The organism is Streptomyces prunicolor (assembly GCF_045162825.1).
Taxonomy (GTDB): Bacteria; Actinomycetota; Actinomycetes; order Streptomycetales; family Streptomycetaceae; genus Streptomyces; species Streptomyces prunicolor.
Genome location: NZ_CP108676.1, coordinates 240,723 through 262,722 on the forward strand (window position 1 = coordinate 240,723; position 22,000 = coordinate 262,722).

Annotated in this window: 16 protein-coding genes; 6 read left to right on the forward strand and 10 right to left on the reverse strand. The window is 69.8% G+C overall.

Translation table 11 applies throughout. The annotated features are described in order from the left end of the window. Positions 1–9: 9 nt before the first annotated feature. Positions 10–2,340: a glycosyl hydrolase family 95 catalytic domain-containing protein gene (locus OG588_RS01040; protein WP_405945604.1), complete on the forward strand. Its 2,331-nt coding sequence runs from the start codon at positions 10–12 to the stop codon at positions 2,338–2,340. A 21-nt stretch (positions 2,341–2,361) separates the two neighbouring features. On the opposite strand, the gene OG588_RS01045 is transcribed toward OG588_RS01040, so the two are convergent. Both OG588_RS01045 and OG588_RS01050 read right to left on the reverse strand, forming a co-directional pair. After that, positions 2,362–3,120, reverse strand: a complete 759-nt coding sequence (locus OG588_RS01045; RefSeq protein WP_405945605.1) for an SDR family NAD(P)-dependent oxidoreductase — start codon at positions 3,118–3,120, stop codon at positions 2,362–2,364. Between the two features lie 33 nt (positions 3,121–3,153). After that, positions 3,154–4,356, reverse strand: coding sequence for a mandelate racemase/muconate lactonizing enzyme family protein (locus OG588_RS01050; RefSeq protein ID WP_405945606.1), 1,203 nt, complete (start codon positions 4,354–4,356; stop codon positions 3,154–3,156). Positions 4,357–4,493: 137 nt separating this feature from the next. Between OG588_RS01050 and OG588_RS01055 the strand changes: the two genes are divergently transcribed. The 3 genes from OG588_RS01055 (at position 4,494) to OG588_RS01065 (ending at position 8,112) form a co-directional block, all read left to right on the forward strand. Beyond that, entirely contained in the window at positions 4,494–5,426 is a 933-nt protein-coding gene (locus OG588_RS01055) for a LysR family transcriptional regulator (RefSeq protein WP_405945607.1), read from the forward strand. Between the two features lie 116 nt (positions 5,427–5,542). Next, positions 5,543–6,421, forward strand: coding sequence for an SMP-30/gluconolactonase/LRE family protein (locus OG588_RS01060; protein WP_405945608.1), 879 nt, complete (start codon positions 5,543–5,545; stop codon positions 6,419–6,421). Between the two features lie 209 nt (positions 6,422–6,630). Further along, on the forward strand, positions 6,631–8,112 hold the full coding sequence (locus OG588_RS01065; RefSeq protein ID WP_405945609.1) for a UxaA family hydrolase: 1,482 nt from the start codon (positions 6,631–6,633) through the stop codon (positions 8,110–8,112). 3 nt (positions 8,113–8,115) lie between these two features. Here the strand turns inward: OG588_RS01065 and OG588_RS01070 are convergent, their stop codons facing one another. The 4 genes from OG588_RS01070 to OG588_RS01085 all read right to left on the reverse strand — a co-directional run bounded on the left by OG588_RS01070 (position 8,116) and on the right by OG588_RS01085 (position 13,909). Further along, complete coding sequence (locus OG588_RS01070; protein ID WP_405945610.1) at positions 8,116–8,730, reverse strand: DinB family protein; 615 nt, start codon at positions 8,728–8,730, stop codon at positions 8,116–8,118. 91 nt (positions 8,731–8,821) lie between these two features. Continuing rightward, entirely contained in the window at positions 8,822–9,733 is a 912-nt protein-coding gene (locus tag OG588_RS01075; protein ID WP_405945611.1) for a GlxA family transcriptional regulator, read from the reverse strand. Positions 9,734–9,743: 10 nt separating this feature from the next. Next, positions 9,744–10,343: a cysteine hydrolase family protein gene (locus tag OG588_RS01080; RefSeq protein WP_405945612.1), complete on the reverse strand. Its 600-nt coding sequence runs from the start codon at positions 10,341–10,343 to the stop codon at positions 9,744–9,746. 191 nt (positions 10,344–10,534) lie between these two features. Next, on the reverse strand, positions 10,535–13,909 hold the full coding sequence (locus OG588_RS01085) for a pyruvate carboxylase (protein WP_405945613.1): 3,375 nt from the start codon (positions 13,907–13,909) through the stop codon (positions 10,535–10,537). 235 nt (positions 13,910–14,144) lie between these two features. Here OG588_RS01085 and OG588_RS01090 point away from each other — a divergent pair, with 235 nt between their 5' ends. Further along, complete coding sequence (locus OG588_RS01090; protein ID WP_366432674.1) at positions 14,145–15,371, forward strand: chitinase; 1,227 nt, start codon at positions 14,145–14,147, stop codon at positions 15,369–15,371. 130 nt (positions 15,372–15,501) lie between these two features. Here the strand turns inward: OG588_RS01090 and OG588_RS01095 are convergent, their stop codons facing one another. The 3 genes from OG588_RS01095 to OG588_RS01105 all read right to left on the reverse strand — a co-directional run bounded on the left by OG588_RS01095 (position 15,502) and on the right by OG588_RS01105 (position 19,278). After that, a complete protein-coding gene (locus OG588_RS01095; protein WP_405945614.1) occupies positions 15,502–16,242 on the reverse strand; it encodes a hypothetical protein in 741 nt (246 codons plus the stop codon). Positions 16,243–16,474: 232 nt separating this feature from the next. Further along, a complete protein-coding gene (locus OG588_RS01100) occupies positions 16,475–17,659 on the reverse strand; it encodes a M20 family metallopeptidase (protein WP_405945615.1) in 1,185 nt (394 codons plus the stop codon). A gap of 59 nt (positions 17,660–17,718) precedes the next feature. Beyond that, positions 17,719–19,278, reverse strand: coding sequence for an AbgT family transporter (locus OG588_RS01105; RefSeq protein WP_405945616.1), 1,560 nt, complete (start codon positions 19,276–19,278; stop codon positions 17,719–17,721). A 115-nt stretch (positions 19,279–19,393) separates the two neighbouring features. Between OG588_RS01105 and OG588_RS01110 the strand changes: the two genes are divergently transcribed. After that, positions 19,394–20,419 carry an Lrp/AsnC family transcriptional regulator gene (locus tag OG588_RS01110; RefSeq protein WP_398844880.1) on the forward strand — a complete coding sequence of 342 codons (1,026 nt, stop codon included), beginning with the start codon at positions 19,394–19,396 and terminating at the stop codon, positions 20,417–20,419. Between the two features lie 13 nt (positions 20,420–20,432). Here OG588_RS01110 and OG588_RS01115 read toward each other — a convergent pair whose 3' ends face one another. Beyond that, positions 20,433–21,941 (reverse strand): hypothetical protein, encoded by a 1,509-nt coding sequence (locus tag OG588_RS01115; protein ID WP_405945617.1) that lies wholly within the window; start codon positions 21,939–21,941, stop codon positions 20,433–20,435. Positions 21,942–22,000: the final 59 nt, after the last annotated feature.

Consider the following 22,000-nt stretch of genomic DNA (forward strand, 5'->3'; position numbering starts at 1 on the left):
GCGCATGCCATGCTGAAGGCTTTCTCCGACCAGAACCTCCGCGATGTCCGCGTCCCACCCGGAACCCTCCGCTACGACCGCCCCGCCACCCGCTGGTTCGAAGCCCTGCCCATCGGCAACGGCCGCCTGGGAGGCATGATTTACGGCGGCACGGACCGGGAGCGGATACAGCTCTCCGAGTCGACGGCATGGTCCGGCGGCCCGTCCACGGCAGACCTCAACCCGACCGCCCGGCCACAGGTCCCGCGCATCCGCGAACTCCTCTTCGCGGGAGACCACGCCGAGGCGCAACGGCTCGCCGCCGAACATCTCCCGGGCAGAGCACCGTCGTTCGGCACCAACCTGCCCCTCCCCGAAGTCCAACTCGCCTTCCCTGACGGGGTTCCGGCCCAGGACTACCGGCGGACGCTGGACCTGGACACGGGCCTCGTCACAGTCACCTACGTGCAGGACGAAGTCCGCTTCACCCGCGAGGTGTTCGCCACCAACCCCCACGGCCTGATCGCGATCCGCCTCACCGCGGACCGGCCCGGGTCGCTCACCGTCACCCTCTCGATCCGGGACGGCATACTCCCCGGAATCACGACCGCCACGGACTCGTCCGTCACCTTCAACGGCCATGCGTACGAGAGCCTGCACAGCGACGGACAGCAGGGAGTCGCGCTGGAGATCCGTGCCCACCTCGAAGCCGAGGTTGGCACCGTGCACCGCACGGAAGACACGCTTCGTCTGGAAGGCGCCGACAGCGCGGTCGTCTACGTCGTCGCAGGAACCGACTGGGCAGGAGCGGCCCCCCGAGCGCGTGCGGAATCCCTGCTGTCCGCAGGCCTGGAAGCCGGTTACGAGACGGTCCGGGCGGCGCACATCGCGGACCATCAGGCGCTGATGCGACGGGTCTCCCTGGATCTCGGTTCGGCGTCACCCGAACTCGCCGCTCTGCCCACCGACGCCCGCCGCGAACGGCTCGCCTCCGGGAAGGCCGACGACGAACTCATCGCGCTCTACTTCCAGTTCGGCCGCTACCTGACGATGGCCGGCTCCCGCGCCAACTCCCCTCTTCCGCTTGCCTTGCAAGGCCTGTGGAACGACGGTCTGGCCAGCAGTGCGCCCTGGACGAACGACTTCCATCTGGACATCAACACCCAACAGAACTACTGGGCAGTCGAGTCGACCAATCTGGCCGAGTGCCACGCGCCGCTGTTCGGGCTGTTGGAGAACCTGGCGGACCAAGGCCGGGCAACCGCCGAGGAGTTGTACGGCGCGCCGGGCTGGGTCGCGCACACGGTGACCAACGCGTGGGGGTACACGGCACCCGGCTCCGGCATCGGCTGGGGCATGAACGTGACCGGCGGAGCCTGGCTCGCGCTCCAGTTGTGGGAGCACTTCGAGTACGGCCGGGACGAGACGTTCCTCCGGGAGCGCGCTTATCCGGTCCTGCGCGGGGCCGCCGAGTTCCTCCTCGGCTACGCGGTCGAGGAGCCGGAGCAGGGACTGCTCGTCACCGGGCCGTCGGAGTCGCCGGAGAACTGGTATCTCGCGCCGGACGGCAGCCGGTGTTCGGTGTCCATGGGTGCCACCGCGGACCGCGTGATCATGGAGGCCGTGCTGCGGATCTGCTCGGAGAGTGCCGAACTGCTCGGTGTCGACGCCGAGTTGAGGACCAGGATCGACGCCGCGCGCCACCGGCTGCCACCGCTCCGGATCGGGCGGCACGGGCAGGTGCAGGAGTGGCTGCACGACTACGAGGAGGCCGAGCCGAGCCACCGGCACACCTCCCATCTCAGCGCGCTGTTCCCGGAGCGCCAGATCACCCCGCGCGACACACCGGACCTCGCACGCGCCGCCGAGGTCACCATCGAACGCAGGCAGCAGGCCCCGGGCTGGGAGCAGACCGAGTGGGTCGAGGCCAACTTCACCGTCTACTACTCCCGTCTCCTCAACGGCGACGCGGCCCTGAAGCACCTCACCAGCCTCATCGCGGACGCCAGCGAGGCGAACCTGATGACGTTCTCCGCCGGCGGGGTGGCGGGCGCTGCGCAGAACATCTACTCCTTCGACGGCAACTCCGGCGGCACGGCGGGAGTCGCCGAGATGCTGCTCCAGTCGGACGGCAAGGACGTGGAACTGCTGCCCGCGCTGCCCGCCGACTGGCCCGAGGGGAGCGTGTGCGGACTGCGTGCCCGGGGCGGTCTCACCGTGGACATCCGGTGGCGCGACGGGCAGTTGACCGCCGCTTCGATCCGGGCGTCACGGGCTGCGGACGTACGACTGCGCTACGGCGCCGATCTCCTCGAAGTCCAGCTCGCCGAGGGAGAGACGCTTGCCCTCGGCGTCGGCTGAGGGCAAGCGCCGGTGACCGGGTCACTGGGCGATCTGGCCGCCGTCGACGAGGAGGGTCTGTCCGGTCATCGCGGTGGCGTCGAGCGCCACGAACGTCACGGCCGCCGCGATCTCCTCGGCCTCCAGCAGGCGGCCCATCGGGATCTGGTCGATCCACTGCGTCATCCGCCGCGGATCGTCCATCCCGACCGTGTCGAGGATGGGGGTGCGGGTCCGGCCCGGCGCGACCGCGTTGACCCGGACCCCGTACCGCGCCCACTCGACCGCGAGCGAGCGCGCCAGCTGGGAGACGCCGGCTTTCGCGACGTCGTAGGCGACGTGGTACTCGGGGTTGGTGCCGATGAAGGCGGCGATGGAGGAGATGTTCACGATCGAACCGGATCCCCGGCTCACGAAGTGCCGGCCGAACTCGCGGCTGGCCACGAAGGTGCCGGTCAGGTCGACGTCGAGGACGCGGTGCCAGACCTCGTCCGTCACGTCGAGGGCGTCGTCCTCGTGGGCGATGCCGGCGTTGTTCACCAGGACGTCGACGCGGCCGAAGCGGCGTACGACCTCACCCGCGACCCCTGCCACGGCTCGGGGGTAGGAGACGTCCAGGGGCAGGAAGTCGCCGCCGACCTCCTTGGCCACGGCGGTGCCGGTCTCGGTGTTGCGGTCGGTGACGACGACCCGTACGCCACGGGCGGCGAGGGCCACGGCGATGGCGCGCCCGATTCCCTGGCCCGCGCCGGTGACGACGGCCACGCGCTCCTCGGTGTGCCTCAGGGGCGACTCGGTCATCTCGTTCCTTCCGTCGGTGGTGGAGCGGGGGTCTCAGAGGGTCCTGGCCGAGCCCGCTCCGGGGATCTGCCACCGCACCCGCGCGGCCGGGTCGATCGCCGTCGAGGCCCCGGGACCATGCGGACGCTCCATGAGCCCCTCGCGTACGACGCTGCGCTCGACGAAGGCCTCCTGGGTCCAGGGGATGAACTCGACGAGGGGCGGCACCTCCGAGAGGACGGTGCCGACCAGGTGCTGGTGCACCTGCATCATGTCGCCGGCGTGCGGCGCGAACCGCAGGCCCCGTGCCGCCGCGTGCGCCGCGATCTGCAGGAGCTCGGTGACGCCGCCGACCCGGGTGACGTCGGCCTGGACAACACGGATGGCGTCGGCGGCCATGAAGGAGGCGAACTGGTGGTAGGAGTAGATGCTTTCGCCGGCCGCCACGTCCAGCCGCGTCGACGACTGGAGGCGGGCGTGGGCCTGGAGGTCGTCGGCGTGGAAGGGCTCCTCGACCCAGTCCATCGCCGCCTCTTCCAGGACCGGCATGATCTGGTTCGCCGTCGACAGGTCCCAGCGCTGGTTGGCGTCGCACATCAGGGTCACGTCGTCGCCGAGTGCCCGCCGGACCGCGCGCACGCGTCGGGCGTCCTCGCGCCAGTCGGAGCGTCCCACCTTGATCTTCACCCGGGACCAGCCGTGGTCGACCAACGAGGTGAGATCCCGGACCAGTTCGGAGTCGGTGAGGTTGAGCCAGCCGCCGTCGGTGTTGTACGCCTCGACGCTCTCCTGCGTGCCGCCGAGGAGCCGCCACAGGGGCATGCCGGCCCGCTGTGCCGCGAGGTCCCACAGGGCGATGTCGACCATCGCGAGCGCCATGTGGACGACACCGGCCCGGCCGATCCAGTGCGTGGGCAGCCAGTACAGGCGCTTCCAGGTGCCGAGGATGTCCTCCGACGAGGTGTCCAGGAGGGCGTCGGCATAGTAGGAGAGGATCACGCCGGAGAGGAGTTCGGGAGCGCAGTGGACGCCGGAGATCCCTGTCCCGACCAGGCCGTCGGCGGTGCGGATCTCGACCACGGGCACCGTCCAGTGCGCCATGGCGGCCGTGGAGTCGGCGATGGGCCGCTTCAGGGGCACGGCGAGGGCGTAGGTCTCCACGGAGGTGATCACGGCACCGTCGTCGCCGCGAAGAAGGTCCGCTCCGTGCGCGGACAGCAGCCCGCGGGCGGTGCCGAAAGAAGTCTGATCGGTCATTGTTCCAGTCGGCCATGGTCGCCGGAACTCGTCAACAGCGAAATACGAATACACATGATCTGCCGCGCAGATGACATGCCGTCAGCGGGAATTCCCGACCGACGGTGGTCCGACTGCGAGGAGAGGAGGTTCGGTCAATGACGCTCGAACTGGCTTGGTTGCGTACCTGGGTCGAGGTCGTGGATACCGGCGGTTTCACCAGAGCGGCCGAAAAGTTGCATTTGTCGCAACCGCGCGTCTCGGCGCACATCGCGAATCTGGAACGCGAACTCGGCTGCCTGCTCATCGAACGCCGTATCCGACCGCTCACCCTCACCGACGACGGGCGCGCTCTGCTGGCCCGGGCGCGATCGGTTCTCGCCGCCGCCGATGAATTGGTCACCGCGCGCCAGACCGACCGGGGTGACATCTCGGGAACCGTCACGGTCGCGAGTTTCGCCAGCGGGAGTTCCGAATTCCTCCCGGCGGTCATCACGGCGCTGCAGAAGGAGCACCCGCGGATCCGGGTGGCGGTCCTGGACGGGGACGCCGGCTTCATCGAGGCGGCACTGTCCGAGCGCCGGGTCTCGGTGGCCCTGCGCCCGGTCCGGCCCGAGCCGCACGACCACGGCTTCACCATGCGTCCGCTGTGGCGGGAGCCCTTCGTCATGCTCGCCCCGACCGGTCATCCGCTGCTCAAGAAGGACGAGATCGAACTCGCGGACTTCGCGGACCAACGCGTCATCACGATCGGCGATCCCCTCGCCAATACGGTCGTCGGATACGAGGCCGAGGTCGAATTGAGCATCAAGGACCTGGTCGCGCCATCCGGAACCGTCTCCCATCAGCCGACCACTCTCGGCGCGATGGTCCGCGCCGGACACGGAATCGGCATCATCAACTATCTCGGTGCGGTGATGATCCTGCGCGAAGGAATGGAAATGCGCCCCATTCAGCATCTCAACCGCTATCGGGACGTGGGAATCTGGTGGCACTCGGAACGACCGCTGGGTGCGGCCGCACAAGCGTTCATCCGAGCGGTCGTAAAGGCGCCGAGGCCTGAGGGCACGACCACCGTTCCCCTGGTGTGACGCGGCCCGGATCCATTCGCGGAACGAATGCCCCGCATCCGTTAATCAGCGTTGACGATCGCGGGTGACCGGGGCGAGGTTGAGGGAAAACGAGAGGCCGAACGAAGGGAGTCGCGATGGCCGATGTCCGCACGTACACAAATCTCGATGTGGCGGTACGCAATGACACGTCGGACGTGGGTGAGGGGCCGGTGTTCGATCCTCGCACCGGGCATCTCCTCTGGGTCGACATCTACGGCCGCAAGATTTTTCAAGACAGCCTGTCCACAGGACGACGGACCGTCACGGACGTCGGCACGATGATCGGCGCGGTCGCACCGCGCGCTACGCACGACGGTTTCGCCGTCGCGGTGGCAGACGGGTTCGGCTACGTCACCGGCGACGGACTGAACCTGGTCGATCCCGTCCTCCCCGAGCCGAACCTGCGCATGAACGACGGCAAAGTGGACTCTCACGGCAGGTTCTGGGCCGGCAGCAACGACATGGAGTTCGCACCCGGCCGGGGCCGACTGCACCGGTGGGACGGCGACGGCCCGAGCGTCGTCGTCGCGGACGGGCTCGTCCTGCCGAACGGGCTTGGCTGGAACGCCGAGGACACCGTCATGTACCTCGCCGACAGCTACGCCAACCTCCTGTACCGCGCGGACTTCCACCCCGAGCCGGGAGAACTCGGCCGTCTGGAGGTGCTGACCAGGACCGAGGGAGTCGGAGTCCCCGACGGCCTCGCCGTCGACGTCGAGGGGTGCTTCTGGGTGGCCATGCACGGAGGACGCGAAGTGCGGCGCTACGACCCGACGGGCCGCATCGTCGGACTCGTACCGGTGCCCGTGCTCCAGCCGACCAGTTGCGCCTTCGGCGCGGACGGCCGCCTGTTCATCACGTCCGCGCGAAACGGCCTGTCCGCCGAGGAGTTGACCAAGTCCCCGTTGTCCGGTTCGGTCTTCGTCGTCGAGACCGGGACGGAGGGCGTTCCGGTCCGGCCGTTCCGCGCCTGACCCAACTCCCCCTCTGACCCAACTCCCCTTGAGGCACCGCGCATTCGTAATCCGGATGACCGACCATCGATAACCGTCTTTCCCTTCTGGGGTGTTGGCGTCCTACGGTCGATCACGTGAACCGTGAACGTCGTGACTCAGGGGGACCTGGTCCGGGGCCGGGTCCGGGACCGGCGGCAACCGTCAAGCCGCTGGTGCCTCGTCCCGGCGTGGACGACATAGGGCTGCTCCTCAGCGATGTGCCGGAGGGAACACTCCTCGAACTCCCCGACGGCACAACACCGGTACCGGCACCGAAGGACATCGCCGCCGGACACAAGGTCGCGTTGCACGCCATCCCGAAGGGCACGCCGGTCCGCAAGTACGGCGAGGTCATCGGCGTGACCCTGGCCGACATCCCGGCGGGCGGGCACGTCCACGTGCACAACCTGGGAATCGGCCCGTGGGAGGAGCCGACCGCGAGCCCGTCACCGAGGCGCACCCCTCCGACTCAGGTCTCCCCCACCCGCGACCACTTCCTCGGCTACCGCAGGGCCGACGGACGCGCGGCCACCCGGAACCACATCGTCATCGTCCCGACCGTGAACTGCTCCGCCACGGTGGCCCGGATGATCGCCCTGCGCGCCGACGCCCTGCACAAAGGAACACCGGGCCTCGACGGCGTCGTCGCGCTCCCGCACGACCTCGGCTGCGGAATGGCGGAGGGCACTCCCGGCGACGCGATCCTGCGGCGCACGCTGCGCGGTTACCTCGGCCACGCCAATGTCGCGGGCGCCCTCCTGATCAGCCTCGGCTGCGAGGTCAACCAGCCGGCGAACGTCCTTGGCGGCGGAGTGGACGCAGAGCCCCTCGCCATCCAGCAACTCGGCGGCACCGCGGCCACGTTGAACACGGCGCTCGACCGCATCGCGGACCTGGTCTCCCGCATCACCCGGACACACCGCGTCCCGATCCCGCTGGCGGAACTCACCCTCGGCCTCCAGTGCGGCGGCAGCGACGCCTACTCCGGACTCACCGCCAACCCGACGCTCGGTGTGGCGGCCGACCTCCTCGTCGCAGCCGGCGGCAAGGTCGTACTCGGCGAGACCCCGGAGATCTACGGCGCCCACCACCTCCTACGAGACAGGGCGTCGACCCCGGAGGCGGCGGCCCGCATCGACCAACTCATCGCCTGGTGGCAGGAGTACACGGCGACCAACGGCGCGACCCTCGACAACAACCCGTCCCGCGGAAACCGGGCCGGAGGCATCACGACCATTTGGGAGAAGTCCCTCGGCGCCGTGCTCAAGTCCGGGACCACCCCGCTGAACGACGTGGTCGGATACGCGGAGCCGGTCACCGCACCGGGCCTCACCTTCATGGACACCCCCGGCTATGACCCGGTGTCAGCCACCGGCATGGTCGCAGGCGGCGCCAACCTGCTCGCCTTCACAACCGGCCGCGGCTCGCTGTTCGGCTCCCGTCCCGTCCCCTGTCTCAAGATCAGCACCACCAGCGGGCTGTACGAGCGGATGCGCGGCGACATCGACTTCGACGCCGGGCCCGCCATGAACCACGCCGATCAACTCACGTACGGCACCGCCCTGTTCGAGGCCCTCGTGGACATGGCCTCCGGTGCGGAGAGCAAGTCCGAGGCGCTCGGTTTCGGCACGGAGGAGATCGTCCCCTGGCGCATGGGAGCGGTCCTGTGACGGTCAGCCGCGCTCTCGGTACAGGTCGCGCAGCATGGCGATCTCCGCTCCGTGGTGCAGCACTTCCTGGTTGACCCACCACACGATGTCGATGAACGGCTCCTCCGCGTCGCTGCCGTGCGGATAGGTGCAGTACCCCACGGTGTCGAGCGCGGCCTCGTCGGCACTCACCAGCGCCTTCCGCCAGGCACCCGCACCGGCGTCGAAGGCATCGACCGCGCCGACGGCATCGCCGCTGACGGAGTGGTCGTCGCGGGTCAACGTACGGCTGCCGGCCGTGTGGTCGGCCCGGAGGGTCAGCAGCTCGGCGAGATGGCTCAGCCGCCACGCGATGGTGGTGAAGGGTGGCGGCCAGGGATGCGGATAGGCGGCGGCATCGCGTCCCCAATCACCCTGTCCCGTCAGGGCAGTTGCCCGCGCTCCCGGACCGTCCGCCCGCCGTCGCACCGACCAGCAGTCCGACACCGGCTCCCACAAGTACTCCGCGTCGGTCATGGGCCCGACCCTGGTGTCCGCCCCGTCGCCGCTGTCCATGACGGGCCCTGTCATCCGGCTGGAGAGGCGTTCGCACGCGAAGTCGAACTGCTCGAGCAGCGGAACCAGTCGGGGTGGGATCACTGGGCACTCCTGTGGCGAGCCGGTCGGGCTTCGATACGGCGGTCTGCCGACCCGGCAACCTAACAGCGCGCTTGCACCCACCGCCTCCCCATTACGAGGTGCGCGCACGCAGTCGGCGCAGCATCCGCGCGTCCTCGAAGCCGACCGTGCGGGCGGCGGCGTCGATCGTGGTGCCGTGGCTGATGAGGTGCTCGGCGCGTTCGAGGCGGAGGGTCTGCTGGTAGCGCAGCGGGGTGAGCCCGGTGGCCCGGGTAAAGAGGCGGGTCAGGGTGCGCTCGCTGACGCCGACCGCCGAAGCGAGGGCCGGCAGCGGGAGCGCCTCGTCGAAGCGCGTGTCGATGAGGTCCTGGGCGCGATGCACCGTGTCGTCCAGGTGGGAGCGGTGCCGGAGCATCGCGCTGGTCTGCGGTTCGTGGCCGTTACGGCGGGCGTAGACGACCATGTCTCGGGCGATCTGCGCGGCTACGGCGGGGCCGTGCCGGGTGGCGACGAGGTGCAGGGCGAGGTCGATGCCGCTGGCGATACCGGCCGAGGTGATGACCCGGTCGTCGGTGGTGAACAGGACGTCGCGGACGACCGTCGCCTTCGGGTGGCGCAGGGCGAGTTCGTCCTGGACGTCGTGGTGGGTGGTGCAGTGACGCCCGTCGAGCAGCCCGGCCCGGCCGAGCGCGTCGGCTCCGGCGCAGACGCTGGCCACCGTCCCTCCGCGAACGTGGTGGTCGCGGAATGCCTCCAAGGCCGTGGCACCGATGGCGGGCCCATGGGCGAGCCGGAGCGCACGCCACCCCGGCACCACGATCAGGTCCTCGGGACCGAGCTCGGGCCAGTCGAGCTCAGCCGCCAGCGGCAGCCCCTGGGCGCTGGTGACCTGGGGCTGCTCGGCGACGTAGGAGAGCGTGTAAGGGTGCCCGAAGTCGGCCGCTGTGGAGAAGACCTGTGCGGGGCCGGCCAAGTCCAGCAGGTGGACTCCAGGAACCAGGAAGAAGACGACGTGGCTGCTCACGATCCGGTCATCATGCCTGATGTGCGGCGGCGGCTTCCAGTTCGTCGACCGTCGCGATGGTGGCGAAGCGGCCGGCGAGGGCGTACTCAGTACGCCGGATGATCTCGTCGGCGGGGAGGGTGCGAGGGTCGGCGAGGAGCTCGGCGACGGTCCGGTCGGCGGGGGCGTCGCGGTGCGGGATGGGGTTGGTGGCGGTCGCGTCGGTGACGAAGGTGACCTGGTAGCCGAAGTCGCTCGCGACCCGGGTGGTGGTCTCGACGCACTGCTCGGTGCGGATGCCGCAGACGGTGACCTCGCGGACGCCGTGTTCGGTGAGGAGTTGTTGCAGGTTGGTGGTGGTGAAGGCGTTGTGCGAGGTCTTGTGGAGGAGCGGCTCGCCGTCCGCGCGCTCCAGTCCGTCGATGAGCCGGACGTGGCCGAGCGCCGGGTCGAAGACGTCGCCGCTGCCGGGCTCGGAGTGCAGCACCCACACCACGAGGTCACCGGCCCGGCGGGCGAGCTGGACCAGTCGGTTCGCCTGTTCGGCGATCTTCGGGTCGGAGATGGTCTCCCACAGCGGGCGGGCGCGGAAGGATTCCTGGACGTCGATGACGATCAGTGCTCGGGTCATGTCCCAAGACTGCGCCGTGCGGGCCGGCCGACGACAGGCCGCATCGGGTCCGGGACCGGACCGATCCGGTCACCGGGTCGAGCGGCCTGCCGCCGTACCGTCTACCTCAACACTCCGGACACCGTGTCGAGTCGCCCACCTCGACTCCCGGCGCCGGGTCGAACCGCCCGCCGCCGTAGCGCCCGTAACGCCTACCGCAGTTCGACGAGCAGGTCGCCGCCCTCCACCTGCTGGATGCGGTTGATGGCGAGGCGGGCGACCCGGCCGGACTTGGGCGCGGTGATCGCCGCCTCCATCTTCATCGCCTCGATCGTGGCGACGGTGACTCCGGCCTCCACCTCGTCGCCCTCTTCGACCGCGAGGGTGACCACGCCCGCGAACGGGGCCGCGACATGACCCTGGTTGGTGCGGTCGGCCTTCTCGGTGACGGGGACGTCGGAGGCGGCTGCCGTGTCCCGCACCTGGACCGGGCGGATCTGTCCGTTCAGAGCGGACATCACGGTGCGCATCCCGCGTTCGTCGGCCTCGCCGACCGCCTCCAGCTCGATGAGGAGCCGGACGCCGGGTTCGAGGTCGACCGTGTACTCCTTGCCGGGGCGGATGCCGTAGAAGAAGTCCTTGCTGTCCAGGACGCTGGTGTCGCCGTAGGTCTGGCGGTGGTTCTCGAACTCGCGGGTCGGGCCGGGGAACAGCAGGCGGTTGAGGGTGGCGCGGCGGTCCTTGTCGAGGGCCGTGCGGTCCTCGGGGCTCAGTTCCTGTACGGGCTTGGGGGCGGCGCGGCCCTGGAGTGCCTTGGTGCGGAACGGCTCGGGCCAGCCGCCGGGCGGGGTGCCCAACTCGCCGCGCAGGAAGCCGATCACGGAGTCCGGGATGTCGTACCGGTCGGGGGACGCCTCGAAGTCGGCGGGGCTCACTCCGGCGCCGACCAGGTGCAGGGCGAGGTCGCCGACGACCTTCGACGACGGGGTGACCTTCACCAGGTGGCCGAGGATGCGGTCGGCGGCGGCGTACATCGCCTCGATGTCCTCGAAGCGGTCGCCGAGGCCGAGCGCGATGGCCTGGGTGCGCAGGTTGGAGAGCTGGCCGCCGGGGATCTCGTGGTGGTAGACGCGGCCGGTGGGTGAGGCGAGGCCCGCCTCGAAGGGGGCGTAGATCTTGCGGACGCTCTCCCAGTACGGCTCCAGGTCGCCGATGGCCTGGAGGTCGAGGCCGGTGGGGCGCTCGGAGTAGTCGGTCGCGGCGACGATCGCGGAGAGGGACGGCTGCGAGGTGGTCCCCGCCATGGAAGCCACGGCGCCGTCCACGGCGTCCGCTCCGGCCTGGATCGCGGCGAGGTAGGTGGCGAGCTGACCGCCCGCCGTGTCGTGCGTGTGCAGGTGGACCGGCAGGCCGAACTCGCGGCGCAGTGCCGATACGAGCGTCGCGGCGGCGGGTGCGCGCAGCAAGCCCGCCATGTCCTTGACGGCCAGGACATGTGCGCCCGCTTCTACGATCTGTTCGGCCAGGCGCAAGTAGTAATCGAGCGTGTACAGGCGCTCGTTGGGGTCGGACAGGTCCGAGGTGTAGCAGAGGGCGACCTCGGCGATCGACGTTCCGGTGGCGCGTACGGCGTCGATGGCCGGGCGCATCTGGCCCACGTCGTTCAGCGCGTCGAAGATGCGGAAGATGTCGATGCCGGTGGCGGCGGCCTCCTGGACGAAGGCGTCGGTCACCTGGGTCGGATACGGCGTGTAGCCGACGGTGTTGCGGCCGCGCAACAGCATCTGGAGGCAGATGTTGGGGACGGCCTCACGCAGGGCGGCCAGCCGGTCCCAGGGGTCCTCGGCGAGGAAGCGGAGCGCTACGTCGTAGGTGGCGCCGCCCCAGCACTCCAGGGAGAGCAGTTGGGGCACGGTGTGGGCGACGACCGGGGCGACCGCGAGGAGGTCCTTGGTGCGGACGCGGGTGGCGAGGAGCGACTGGTGGGCGTCGCGGAAGGTGGTGTCGGTGACGCCGATCGTGGGCGACTCGCGCAGGTGGCGGGCGAAGCCCTCGGGGCCGAGTTCGGCGAGCAACTGCCGTGAACCGGCCGGGGGTTCGGTGCTCGGGACCGACGGCAACTTGGTGGTCGGGTCGATCAGGTCGGGGCGCTCGCCGTGCGGCTTGTTGACCGTGACGTCGGCCAGGTAGGTGAGCAACTTGGTGCCGCGGTCGGCCGATTGACGGGCCGTCAGCAGCTGCGGGCGCTGCTCGATGAACGAGGTGGTGATGCGCCCGGCTTGGAAGTCCGGGTCGTCCAACACGGCTTGGAGGAAGGGGATGTTGGTGGCCACACCGCGGATGCGGAACTCGGCGACGGCGCGCCGGGCGCGGTTGACGGCGGTGGTGAAGTCCCGGCCCCGGCAGGTGAGTTTGACCAGCATGGAGTCGAAGTGCGCGCTGATCTCCGTACCGGCGTGGGTGGTTCCGCCGTCGAGGCGGATTCCGGAGCCGCCGGGCGAGCGGTAGGCGCTGATCCGGCCGGTGTCCGGGCGGAAGCCGTTGGCGGGGTCCTCGGTGGTGATACGGCACTGGAGGGCGGCGCCGTGCAAAGTGACCGTCTCCTGGGAGAGGCCGAGGTCGGCGAGGGTCTCCCCCGAGGCGATGCGCAGCTGGGCCTGGACGAGGTCGACGTCGGTGACCTCCTCGGTGACCGTGTGCTCGACCTGGATGCGCGGGTTCATCTCGATGAAGACGTGGTTGCCGGCCGGGTCGAGGAGGAACTCGACGGTGCCCGCGTTGCGGTAGCCGATCTCGCGGGCGAAGCGGACCGCGTCGGCGCAGATCCGGTCCCGCAGGGCGGGGTCGAGATTGGGCGCGGGGGCCAGCTCGACGACCTTCTGGTGGCGGCGTTGCAGCGAGCAGTCGCGCTCGAAGAGGTGGATGACGTTGCCCTCGCCGTCGGCGAGGATCTGCACCTCGATGTGACGGGGGTCGACGACGGCCTTCTCCAGGAACACCGTGGCGTCGCCGAACGCGGACATGGCCTCGCGGGCCGCCGCCTCGATGGACTCGCGCAGCGTGGCCGGGTCCTCGACGCGGCGCATACCGCGACCGCCGCCGCCCGCGACCGCCTTCACGAACACCGGGAAGCCGATCTCCTCGGCGGCGCGCACCAGTTCGTCGACATCCGTGGAGGGAGCCGAGGAGCCGAGCACCGGTACGCCGGCCGCGCGGGCGGCGGCGATCGCCGTGGCCTTGTTGCCGGTCATCTCCAGGATGTGGGCGCTCGGACCGACGAAGGTGATGCCCGCCTCCTCGCAGGCGCGGGCCAGTTCGGGGTTCTCGGAGAGGAACCCGTAGCCCGGATAGACCGCGTCCGCGCCCGCCCGCCGGGCCGCGCGGACGATCTCCTCGACCGAGAGATAGGCGCGGACCGGATGCCCGGGCTCACCGATCTCGTAGGCCTCGTCGGCCTTGAGCCGGTGCAGCGAATTACGGTCCTCGTGCGGGAAGACCGCGACCGTTCGCGCGCCCAGCTCATAGCCGGCGCGGAACGCCCTGATCGCGATCTCTCCACGGTTGGCGACCAGCACCTTGCGGAACATTCCCGATCCCTTCAGCCTGCCGATGACGTGCACCATGGTGTCGGCGCAGCCCCTGTAACGCCATGTGAGCCGGGACACTAGTCGCAAACGTGTCGCGCGACGCGGTCCGCCGGGCCGATGGTAAAGAAATCGTATGGTCTAGTCCAAAGTGAGCTTTGGTCCAGTCCAATCCATTGACGTGACCGCGACAGCGCCAGAAGCTGGGCGCCTCCCCCATCCCCACCGGAGGCACAACGTGACACGTCTTCGTGCATGTCTGGTCGCGGCGGCCGCCGTGACGACCGCCGCCGCGGGCACGACCGCGCTGGTCGCGACCAACGCCCAGGGCGCCACCGACGCGGCCACCGCGCTCAGCAACCGCTGGTACGCCGCGGCCCCCTATCTGATGCCGACGGACAACAACCCGCCGGACGCGGGCGCCATCATGGACGCCACCGGCCTCAAGGCCTTCCAGCTCGCCTTCGTCCTCGCCCCCAACGGCGGCGGCTGCACCCCCACCTGGGGCGGCACCTCACCGGTCTCCTCGGACACCGCCGTCCAGTCGGTGATCAACACGATCCGCGCCAAGGGCGGCGACGTCTCCGTCTCCATCGGCGGCTACGGCGGCACCAAGCTCGGCCAGGCCTGCGCCGACCCGGCCTCGACGGCGGCGGCCTACCAGCAGGTGATCACCAAGTACGGCCTGCACGCGATCGACTTCGACCTGGAGGAGCCGGAGTACGAGAACACCGCGGCCATCCACAACGAGATCGGCGCGGCCAAGATCCTCCAGCAGAACAACGCGGGTCTGTACGTCTCCGTGACCACGGCCGGTACGGCGGACGGTACGGGCTGGTTCGGCAAGCAGATGCTGCTGGAGGCGAAGTCGCAGGGGTTCACGCCGAACAACTTCTCCATCATGCCGTTCGACGGCGGCTTCAACGGCGCGGCCTCGCAGACCAGCGCGCTCACCAACTTCAACTCCATCCTCCAGTCCACGTTCGGCTGGGACCAGGCGACCGCGTACGCCCACGAGGGCTTCTCGGGCATGAACGGCCGCAGCGACACCGGCGAGTACTTCACCCAGGCAGACTTCCAGACCGTCCTGAACTACGCCACGAGCCACAACATGGACCGCTTCACGTTCTGGTCCCTCAACCGCGACCGGCAGTGCAGCCCGGTCGACAACGGCGGTACGACGTCCGGTACTTGCTCCAGCGTTGCGCAGAACGCGTGGGACTTCGCCAAGTACTCGGTGCAGTTCGCGGGCGTGACCCCGCCCACCTCGACACCGACGCCGACTCCGACTCCGACGCCCACCCCCGGCGGTACGTGCAAGACGGCGTGGAGTTCCACGGCCGTCTACACGCAGGGCAACGAGGTGTCGTACGGCAACCACAACTGGGTGGCCAAGTGGTGGACCCAGAACGAGGTGCCCGGTGCCTCCCAGTGGGGCCCCTGGCAGGACGAGGGCTCCTGCTGATCCGGCGGGATCAGTAGGACATGGGCTGCGACGTCAAGTAGGCCTTGAGAAAGGCGTACTTGGCGTCGCTGTCCGCTGCGGGGAGCCGGATCGTCGGCGGCAGTACGTCGGGCGCCCAACTCCCGTGCCGTCAAAGGATGTTGACCGCTCGCGCCACCACCAGGACGACGATCGACACGGAGACCGACGACTGGCCCATCATCAGCATCTTGGCCCAGCGGGAGAGCGGCATCACGTCGGTCGGGCTGAAGGCGGTGGAGTTGGTGAAGGACAGGTACAGGTAGTCCAGAAACACCGGTTCCCAGTCCGGCGGCGCGGTCTCCGGGCTCTGCATCTGGACGAAGAGGAAGTCGGCGTACTGGTGGTGCCCCATGACCCGGGCCATCGGCCCGCCGCGGTCCCACTCCCAGTACCAGAGGGCGAACACGATGACGTTCGTCAGCCAGATGGCACCGCCGGTCAGCAGCAACGGCCCGGCGTCCAGCCCCTCGGTGCCCCTGACCAGGCCCACCACCAGCCGGGCCGCCGACCAGCTGTTGGCCAGGCTGATCACGCCCGTCAGGACCAGGCTCGGCCAGCGCAGCCACCGGGTGCCGGGCTCGATCCGCCCGGGATTGGCGACGAACAGGCCGACCATCAGCGCGATTTCGAGGGCCGGCAGCAGCCAGTACGGCTGGAAAGCGAGCCGGTGCGGCAGCATCAGCTGGAGGGCGAGCGCCACCAGGATCACGGCGGACACCGCCCACCGTGTCTCGCCGCGCGTCACCCGGCGCCACGCGGGCACCACATCACGCCCGCTGTCCTCCAGCAGCCGCTCGATCCTGGCCAAGCGGCTGCTGGAGTCGTCCCTACCGTCCGTACCGTCCGTCATGGCAGCGATTGTCCCCGGTGAGGGGTCGATCGGATGACGCGCCCCACCCCGAACGCCCGCGGACGTTCCGGCCGGTCCCGGTTGCCCGGTGCGGGGCGGGATGCCACGGCTCAGCCCGCAACGGCTCCGCGAGTCGCCCCGGCAACCCCGTGACCAGCGCGGCTCGGGCGGGCACCACGTCGATGTATCCGGCCGGTCCCGGCCCGTCCCGGTCAGCCTCGGTCAGCCCCGGTCAGCCCCGCAACGGCTCCGCCAGCCGCCCCAGCAGCCCCGCGACCAGCGCCGTCTGCGCAGGCACCATATCGACGTAGATGAACTCGCCCTGGGCATGCGCCCCGTCGCCGACCGCCCCCACGCCGCACAGCACCGGCAGACCGAGCGCGGCGACGAAGTTGGCGTCGCTGGCACCACCGACGGCGGTGTCGCGCAGGGCGTCGCGGCCCTGCTCGCGGGCGACTTCCCGGGCGAGGTCGAGCAGCGGGGCGGAGGCGGCGTTGAGGGTCATCGGGGGCCGGTTCCAGGCGTGGTCGATCTCGATGCGGACGCGCGGGTCGCTGACCTTGATGGCGTCCAACTCCTCGTCCACCCGGTCCTGTTCGGCGGCGCTGCTGACCCGGATGTCGACCCCGGCGGTGGCCTGCCCGGCGACGACGTTGATGGCCGAACCGCCCTTGATGAGCCCGGTGTTGATGGTGGTGCCCCGCTCGGGGGCGGCCACGGCAGCGGCGGCGACCACGAACTCGGACAGCGCGGTGATCGCACTCGCCCCGTCCTGCGGCGCGAGCCCGGCGTGCGATGCGACGCCGGTGGCGGTGACGTGGAAGATTCCGGTGCCCTTGCGGGCGGTCTTCACCGCGCCGTGGGCGCTCGGCTCAAGGACCAGCGTGACGTCGACCTTCTGCGCGACCTCCTCGATCACCGGTCGCGAGGACAGAGAGCCGATCTCCTCGTCGCCGTTGAAGAGGAACGTGACGGTGGGCAGGGGCGCGCCGCTCTCCCGGGACAGCTTCAGCGCCCAAATGCCCTGCGCCAGACCGGTCTTCATGTCGAAGATGCCGGGTCCGCCGAGCTTCTCCCGCCCGTCGTCCGCCGCTTCCGGCTGCGCCCATCCGGCGAGGGTCCCGGTCGGCCATACGGTGTCGTAGTGCCCGATGAGCGCGACATGCCCGGCGCCGGTGCCGGTGTAGGTCAGGGTGAGGGTGTCGCCGCACTCGCCGCCGGGATGGCGCTGCTCGTGGTCGGGTGGGCCGAGCCGCTGGACGGTCAGCTCACGCAGGAGGTCCAGGCCGCTCGCGAGGCCGGGAAGGTCGTAGCTCCCGGTCTCGTGGCGGACGAGGGTCAGGATGTCGTCGACGATCTGCGGCGAGACGTCGTGGGCGCGGGCGGTGAGGGTGGCGGCTGCGGATGAAGCGGTCATGATCTGCTTTCTGTTGCGGAACTGCGGCTCGGGTCGGTCGACGGGTTCGGTCGACGGGTTCAGCTGACGCCGAAGGGGATGCCCAGCAGGTACCAGGCCACGAAGAACGCGACCCAGACGACCCATACGACGGCGGCGATCGGGATCGTGAAGGAGGCCAGGGTGCCGATGCCGGCGGACTTGCGGTACTGCTGGATGAAGCCCAGGGCCATGACGAAGTAGGGGCTCATCGGGGTGATGCAGTTGGTGACGGAGTCGGCGACGCGGTAGACGGCCTGGGTGGTCTCGGGCTCGATGCCGATGAGCATCAGCATGGGGACGAGGACCGGCGCGGCCAGTGCCCACAGAGCGGAGCCGCTGGTGATGACGAGATTCATGAAGGTGATCAGCACGGCGATGCCGACGAGCACGGTCCAGCCGTGCAGGTGCAGGTCGCGCAGGGTCTCGGCGCCCTTGATGGCAAGGATGTTGCCGATGTTCGTCCACTTGAAGTAGGCGAGGAACTGGGCGATCGCGAAGAACAGCACGAGGATCGGCGCCATCGAGCGGGTGCCGTCGACCATCGCGCCGATACTGTCGCGGGCGGCGGTGAAGGTGCCGGACAGTCGGCCGTAGACGGTGCCGAGCACGGCGAAGAACACGCCGAGGGCGAGTGCCATGCCGCCGATCAGCGGGGAGTTGACGATGCCGCCGCCCTCGCCGCGCAGGGGTGAGGACGAGGGGATCATGGCCGCCGCGAGGAGCGCGAGGAAGCCGACGGCGACCAGTCCGGTGACGCGCAGGGCGCGCTGCTGCCGGTCGGTGACCTCGATCTCCGCCAGCTCTTCGGTGCCCAGCGCGGCGACCGGCTCATCGGGTTCCAGGTCGGTGCGGCGGGCGAGGACCTTGTCGACGACGAGGGTGATCACCAGCGCCACCACGACCGACGAGCCGAGGCTGAAGAAGTAGTTGGCGACCGGGGTGACCACGTAGTGCGCGTCGATGGTGTGGGCGGCGGCCGTGGAGATCCCGGAGAGCAGGACGTCCGTGGTGGTGAGCGACGGTGAGGCGTCGTACCCGGCGGCGATCGAGACGTAGGCGACGACGCAGCCGAGGACCGGGCTGCGGCCGGCCGCGCGGAAGACCAGGGCGCCGAGCGGGATGAGGGTGACGTAGGCGGCGTCGCCGGCGACATGGCTGACCATGGCCGTCATCGAGAGGGCGAAGGTGAGGTACTTGCCGGGCACGCGCGCGACCATGCGGCGCAGCAGGGCGGAGAACAGTCCGCTCTTCTCGGCGACGGCGATGCCGAACATCACGGTGAGGATGGTGGCCAGCGGCGGGAAGGCCGCGTAGTTGTCGACGGCGCCCTCGACGGCCATGGTGAGGCCGTCCTTGCTGAGCAGGTTCTGCACCTTGATGGTCTCGTGCGTGCCGGGGTGCACGGCGCTGAGGCCGGTCGTCGCCAGGACGGCGCTGAGGACGGCGACGATCCCGGCGAGGATCCAGAACAGCCAGAAGGGGTTGGGAAGTTTGTTGCCGACCTTCTCGATCGCCGTCAGGCCGCGGAACGCGGTCCGCAGGACTCTCGACTGGGGCTCGGTGGACGGGGGTTGAGGTTGAGCGGAGGTGACACTCATCGGTACCTCTTGGCGCGATGGGGGGATGTTCCTGCGAACAATGGCACCCAGATGAGAGATTCTCTATATCTTGGAAGTAACGGTGGGATTAAACAGCACCTTAGAGTGAGGCCCTATGACCCGTCCTCTCCTCGACGAGCTCGACCGGCGCCTCATCGGCGCGCTGCATCTGGCACCCCGGGCCACCTGGGACGACATCGGCGAGATCCTGGCCGCCGACGCCAGCACGCTCAAACGCCGTTACGACCGTTTGCACGAGGCACGCATGGTGCGCGTGATCGGGCAGGCCGACTGGGGCGTCCACTCCACGGCGATGCCCGTCCACGTCTTCCTGGACATCACCGGCGAGAGCCCCCTCGCGGTCCTGCACCGGCTCCGCGACCTGCCCCACCTCCAGCTGCTGGCGCAGATCTCGGGCGACTACCCGCTCTACGCCGTGGTGCACGCCCCGTCCGAAGCGGCGACCAGCGAGGCGATCGACCGGATGTTCTCCGTCCCCGGTGTCCGGCGCGTCAACGCCCTGCCCGCGCTCAGCACCCTGCGCCGGGGCATCACCTGGGACCCGCAGTTCCTCACCGACACGGAACGCGCCGAGCTGCTGAAGCTCACGGGCACCCGCCCCGAGGGCACGGCGACCGCGACTCCCCCGGCGAAGCCGCTCAGCGAGGCCGAGCGCGGTGTCGTGGCGCAGCTGCTCCAGGACGGCCGTGCGTCCGCCGCGAGCATCGCCCGCACTGCCGACCTGGCCACCTCCACCGCGCACCGCGTGGTCCGCCGGGTCCTGGACGAGGGCTGGGTCAAGCCACGCCTGGAGATCGTGTCGGAGTGGCTGGGCTTCCGGACCGCGTTCATCCTGCGGCTACGGGTGGCGCCCGGCGCGACCCCCGAAGTGATGCGCCGCATCGACCGGTTGCCCCAGACGCGGCTCGCCGCGCACGTCGCCAGCGACATGTCCGTCCTCGCCACCGGCCTGGTCGCCGACCGCTCCGCCCTGGCGCTGTTCGTCGACAACGAACTCGCGAGCATCCCCGGCCTTCTCGGCGTCAGCGTCGCCGTGATGCTCGCCGAACCGCGCCGCTACTGGCTGGACCGCGAACTGACCACCGGCCTCGGCGCGTTCCACGCGCCGAGGCTGCTGTGAGCCAGGGGCAGGCTCAGCTGACGCCGAAGCCGCCCGTGCTGTACGCGCACTCCGTGTAAATGTAGCCCGACCTGAGCTTCGCCGTGTCCGAGGCCGGCGTCGCGGTGGAACTGTCGGGACGGTGCACGAAGTACGTCGTACCGGTCGGCAGACTGATCGTCTTCTGCGGGTAGTTCTTGCCGGAGCTGCACGGCTTGAACCCCTTCAGCAGGGTGGTGGTGAGGGAGTACGACGTGCAGCTCCCGCAGCCCTTCAGCGTGAAGCTCCCGGTCACCGGCCCGGTGTACAGGACGGTGATGTCATCCGGGCTGTCGTTCTTGACGGTGACGGAGATGCTGCCGCCGGACGCGGTCGTCGGCAGCTTCTTGCCCGCGGCCGGGACCGTCTGCGCCACCTCGGCGGCGATCGCGATCTTCTTGGCCCGGGTCCGGTTCTTGTCATGCGTGTTGTTCTTCACGAAGTCGTTCATCGTGCTGAGCGCCGAGTCGAAGTCGCCGTCCTTGTACTGCGAGACACCGCACTGGTAGGCACCGGAGGCGGCCTGGCTGTCCGCCCTTTGAGCGTCCGCGCTGAGCGCGTCGGCCACGCCCGCCTCCTCGCCCTGCAGGGTGCCGATCTGCCCGGAGAGACTCTCCAACTGCTTGACGGCCGTGCACGGTTCGCTGCCGCTCACGCCCTGTACCGCCTTGCCGACGGCCGACTTGACGGCCGGCTCGACCCGACCCGCCTGGGCCGACTGCGGGAACGTGGCCAGCAGATCGCCGAAGTTCGTCGGCCAGTCCGCGTACTGGGCGGCCAGCCCGGTGGAGGCGCACTCGTAGAGCGAGGTGGCCAGCCGGTCGTCCGGCCAGGTGGCCAGCGAGCCCAGTTCCTTCTTGCCGATCGTGCCGGGGACGGTCCGCAGATACTTCAACTCGGGTATCGCGTTGCAGTAGTTCTTCTGCGCGTAGGCGCCGGCGACCGTCGTGTAGAAGGTCTTCAGCCGGTCGGGCACCTTGGCCGCCGCCCGCGAACCGAAGTGGGCGCTGCTCAGATCGTCGTACACGCTCAGCGCCTGGCGGTAGTGCGGCTCGGCTGTGGAGAACGACGACTGCCCTGAGTCCGCGACGAGTTGGTCGGCCTTGTCCAGCCGGTCGAGGAGCATCTGCTGGGTCGCCTCGTCGCGCGCGTTGCCGTAGAGGACGACTCCCCCGGCCGGTACGGCGAGCAGCACCAGGCCCAGCAGGAGCGCGAGGGGCAGCGGCGCGGGCCAGGCAAGGCGGGTGCGCAGGCCCACCAACGCGCCGTGGACCGCGGCGAACACGAGGAACACGACGTACAGGGTGACGAGGACACCGGACACGCCGTCCGGGTCGGCGGGCAGGGCCACCAGCAGCAGGACGATGGTCGCGACCCAGCACACGGCCATCAGCAGCCAACGGCGCGTCAGCGCGTAACCGAGCCCGAGACCACTGAGGTTGAGCAGACCCACCGCCACGGATCTGAGCCGGTCCGGCGGAGCGGGTGGCGGAGACGAGGGCATGGGTGGAACCGCGAACCCCTGATAAGTGCCGTACTGATCCCCGGACATGATTCTCCCCC

What these genes read in the sequence shown, in the direction of transcription:
- OG588_RS01040 (WP_405945604.1), top strand. Translation starts at nt 10, where the DNA reads ATGCTGAAGGCTTTCTCCGACCAGAACCTCCGCGATGTCCGCGTCCCA.
- OG588_RS01045 (WP_405945605.1), bottom strand. Translation starts at nt 3,120, where the DNA reads ATGACCGAGTCGCCCCTGAGGCACACCGAGGAGCGCGTGGCCGTCGTC.
- OG588_RS01050 (WP_405945606.1), bottom strand. Translation starts at nt 4,356, where the DNA reads ATGACCGATCAGACTTCTTTCGGCACCGCCCGCGGGCTGCTGTCCGCG.
- OG588_RS01055 (WP_405945607.1), top strand. Translation starts at nt 4,494, where the DNA reads ATGACGCTCGAACTGGCTTGGTTGCGTACCTGGGTCGAGGTCGTGGAT.
- OG588_RS01060 (WP_405945608.1), top strand. Translation starts at nt 5,543, where the DNA reads ATGGCCGATGTCCGCACGTACACAAATCTCGATGTGGCGGTACGCAAT.
- OG588_RS01080 (WP_405945612.1), bottom strand. Translation starts at nt 10,343, where the DNA reads ATGACCCGAGCACTGATCGTCATCGACGTCCAGGAATCCTTCCGCGCC.
- OG588_RS01085 (WP_405945613.1), bottom strand. Translation starts at nt 13,909, where the DNA reads ATGTTCCGCAAGGTGCTGGTCGCCAACCGTGGAGAGATCGCGATCAGG.
- OG588_RS01095 (WP_405945614.1), bottom strand. Translation starts at nt 16,242, where the DNA reads ATGACGGACGGTACGGACGGTAGGGACGACTCCAGCAGCCGCTTGGCC.
- OG588_RS01100 (WP_405945615.1), bottom strand. Translation starts at nt 17,659, where the DNA reads ATGACCGCTTCATCCGCAGCCGCCACCCTCACCGCCCGCGCCCACGAC.
- OG588_RS01105 (WP_405945616.1), bottom strand. Translation starts at nt 19,278, where the DNA reads ATGAGTGTCACCTCCGCTCAACCTCAACCCCCGTCCACCGAGCCCCAG.
- OG588_RS01110 (WP_398844880.1), top strand. Translation starts at nt 19,394, where the DNA reads ATGACCCGTCCTCTCCTCGACGAGCTCGACCGGCGCCTCATCGGCGCG.
- OG588_RS01115 (WP_405945617.1), bottom strand. Translation starts at nt 21,941, where the DNA reads ATGCCCTCGTCTCCGCCACCCGCTCCGCCGGACCGGCTCAGATCCGTG.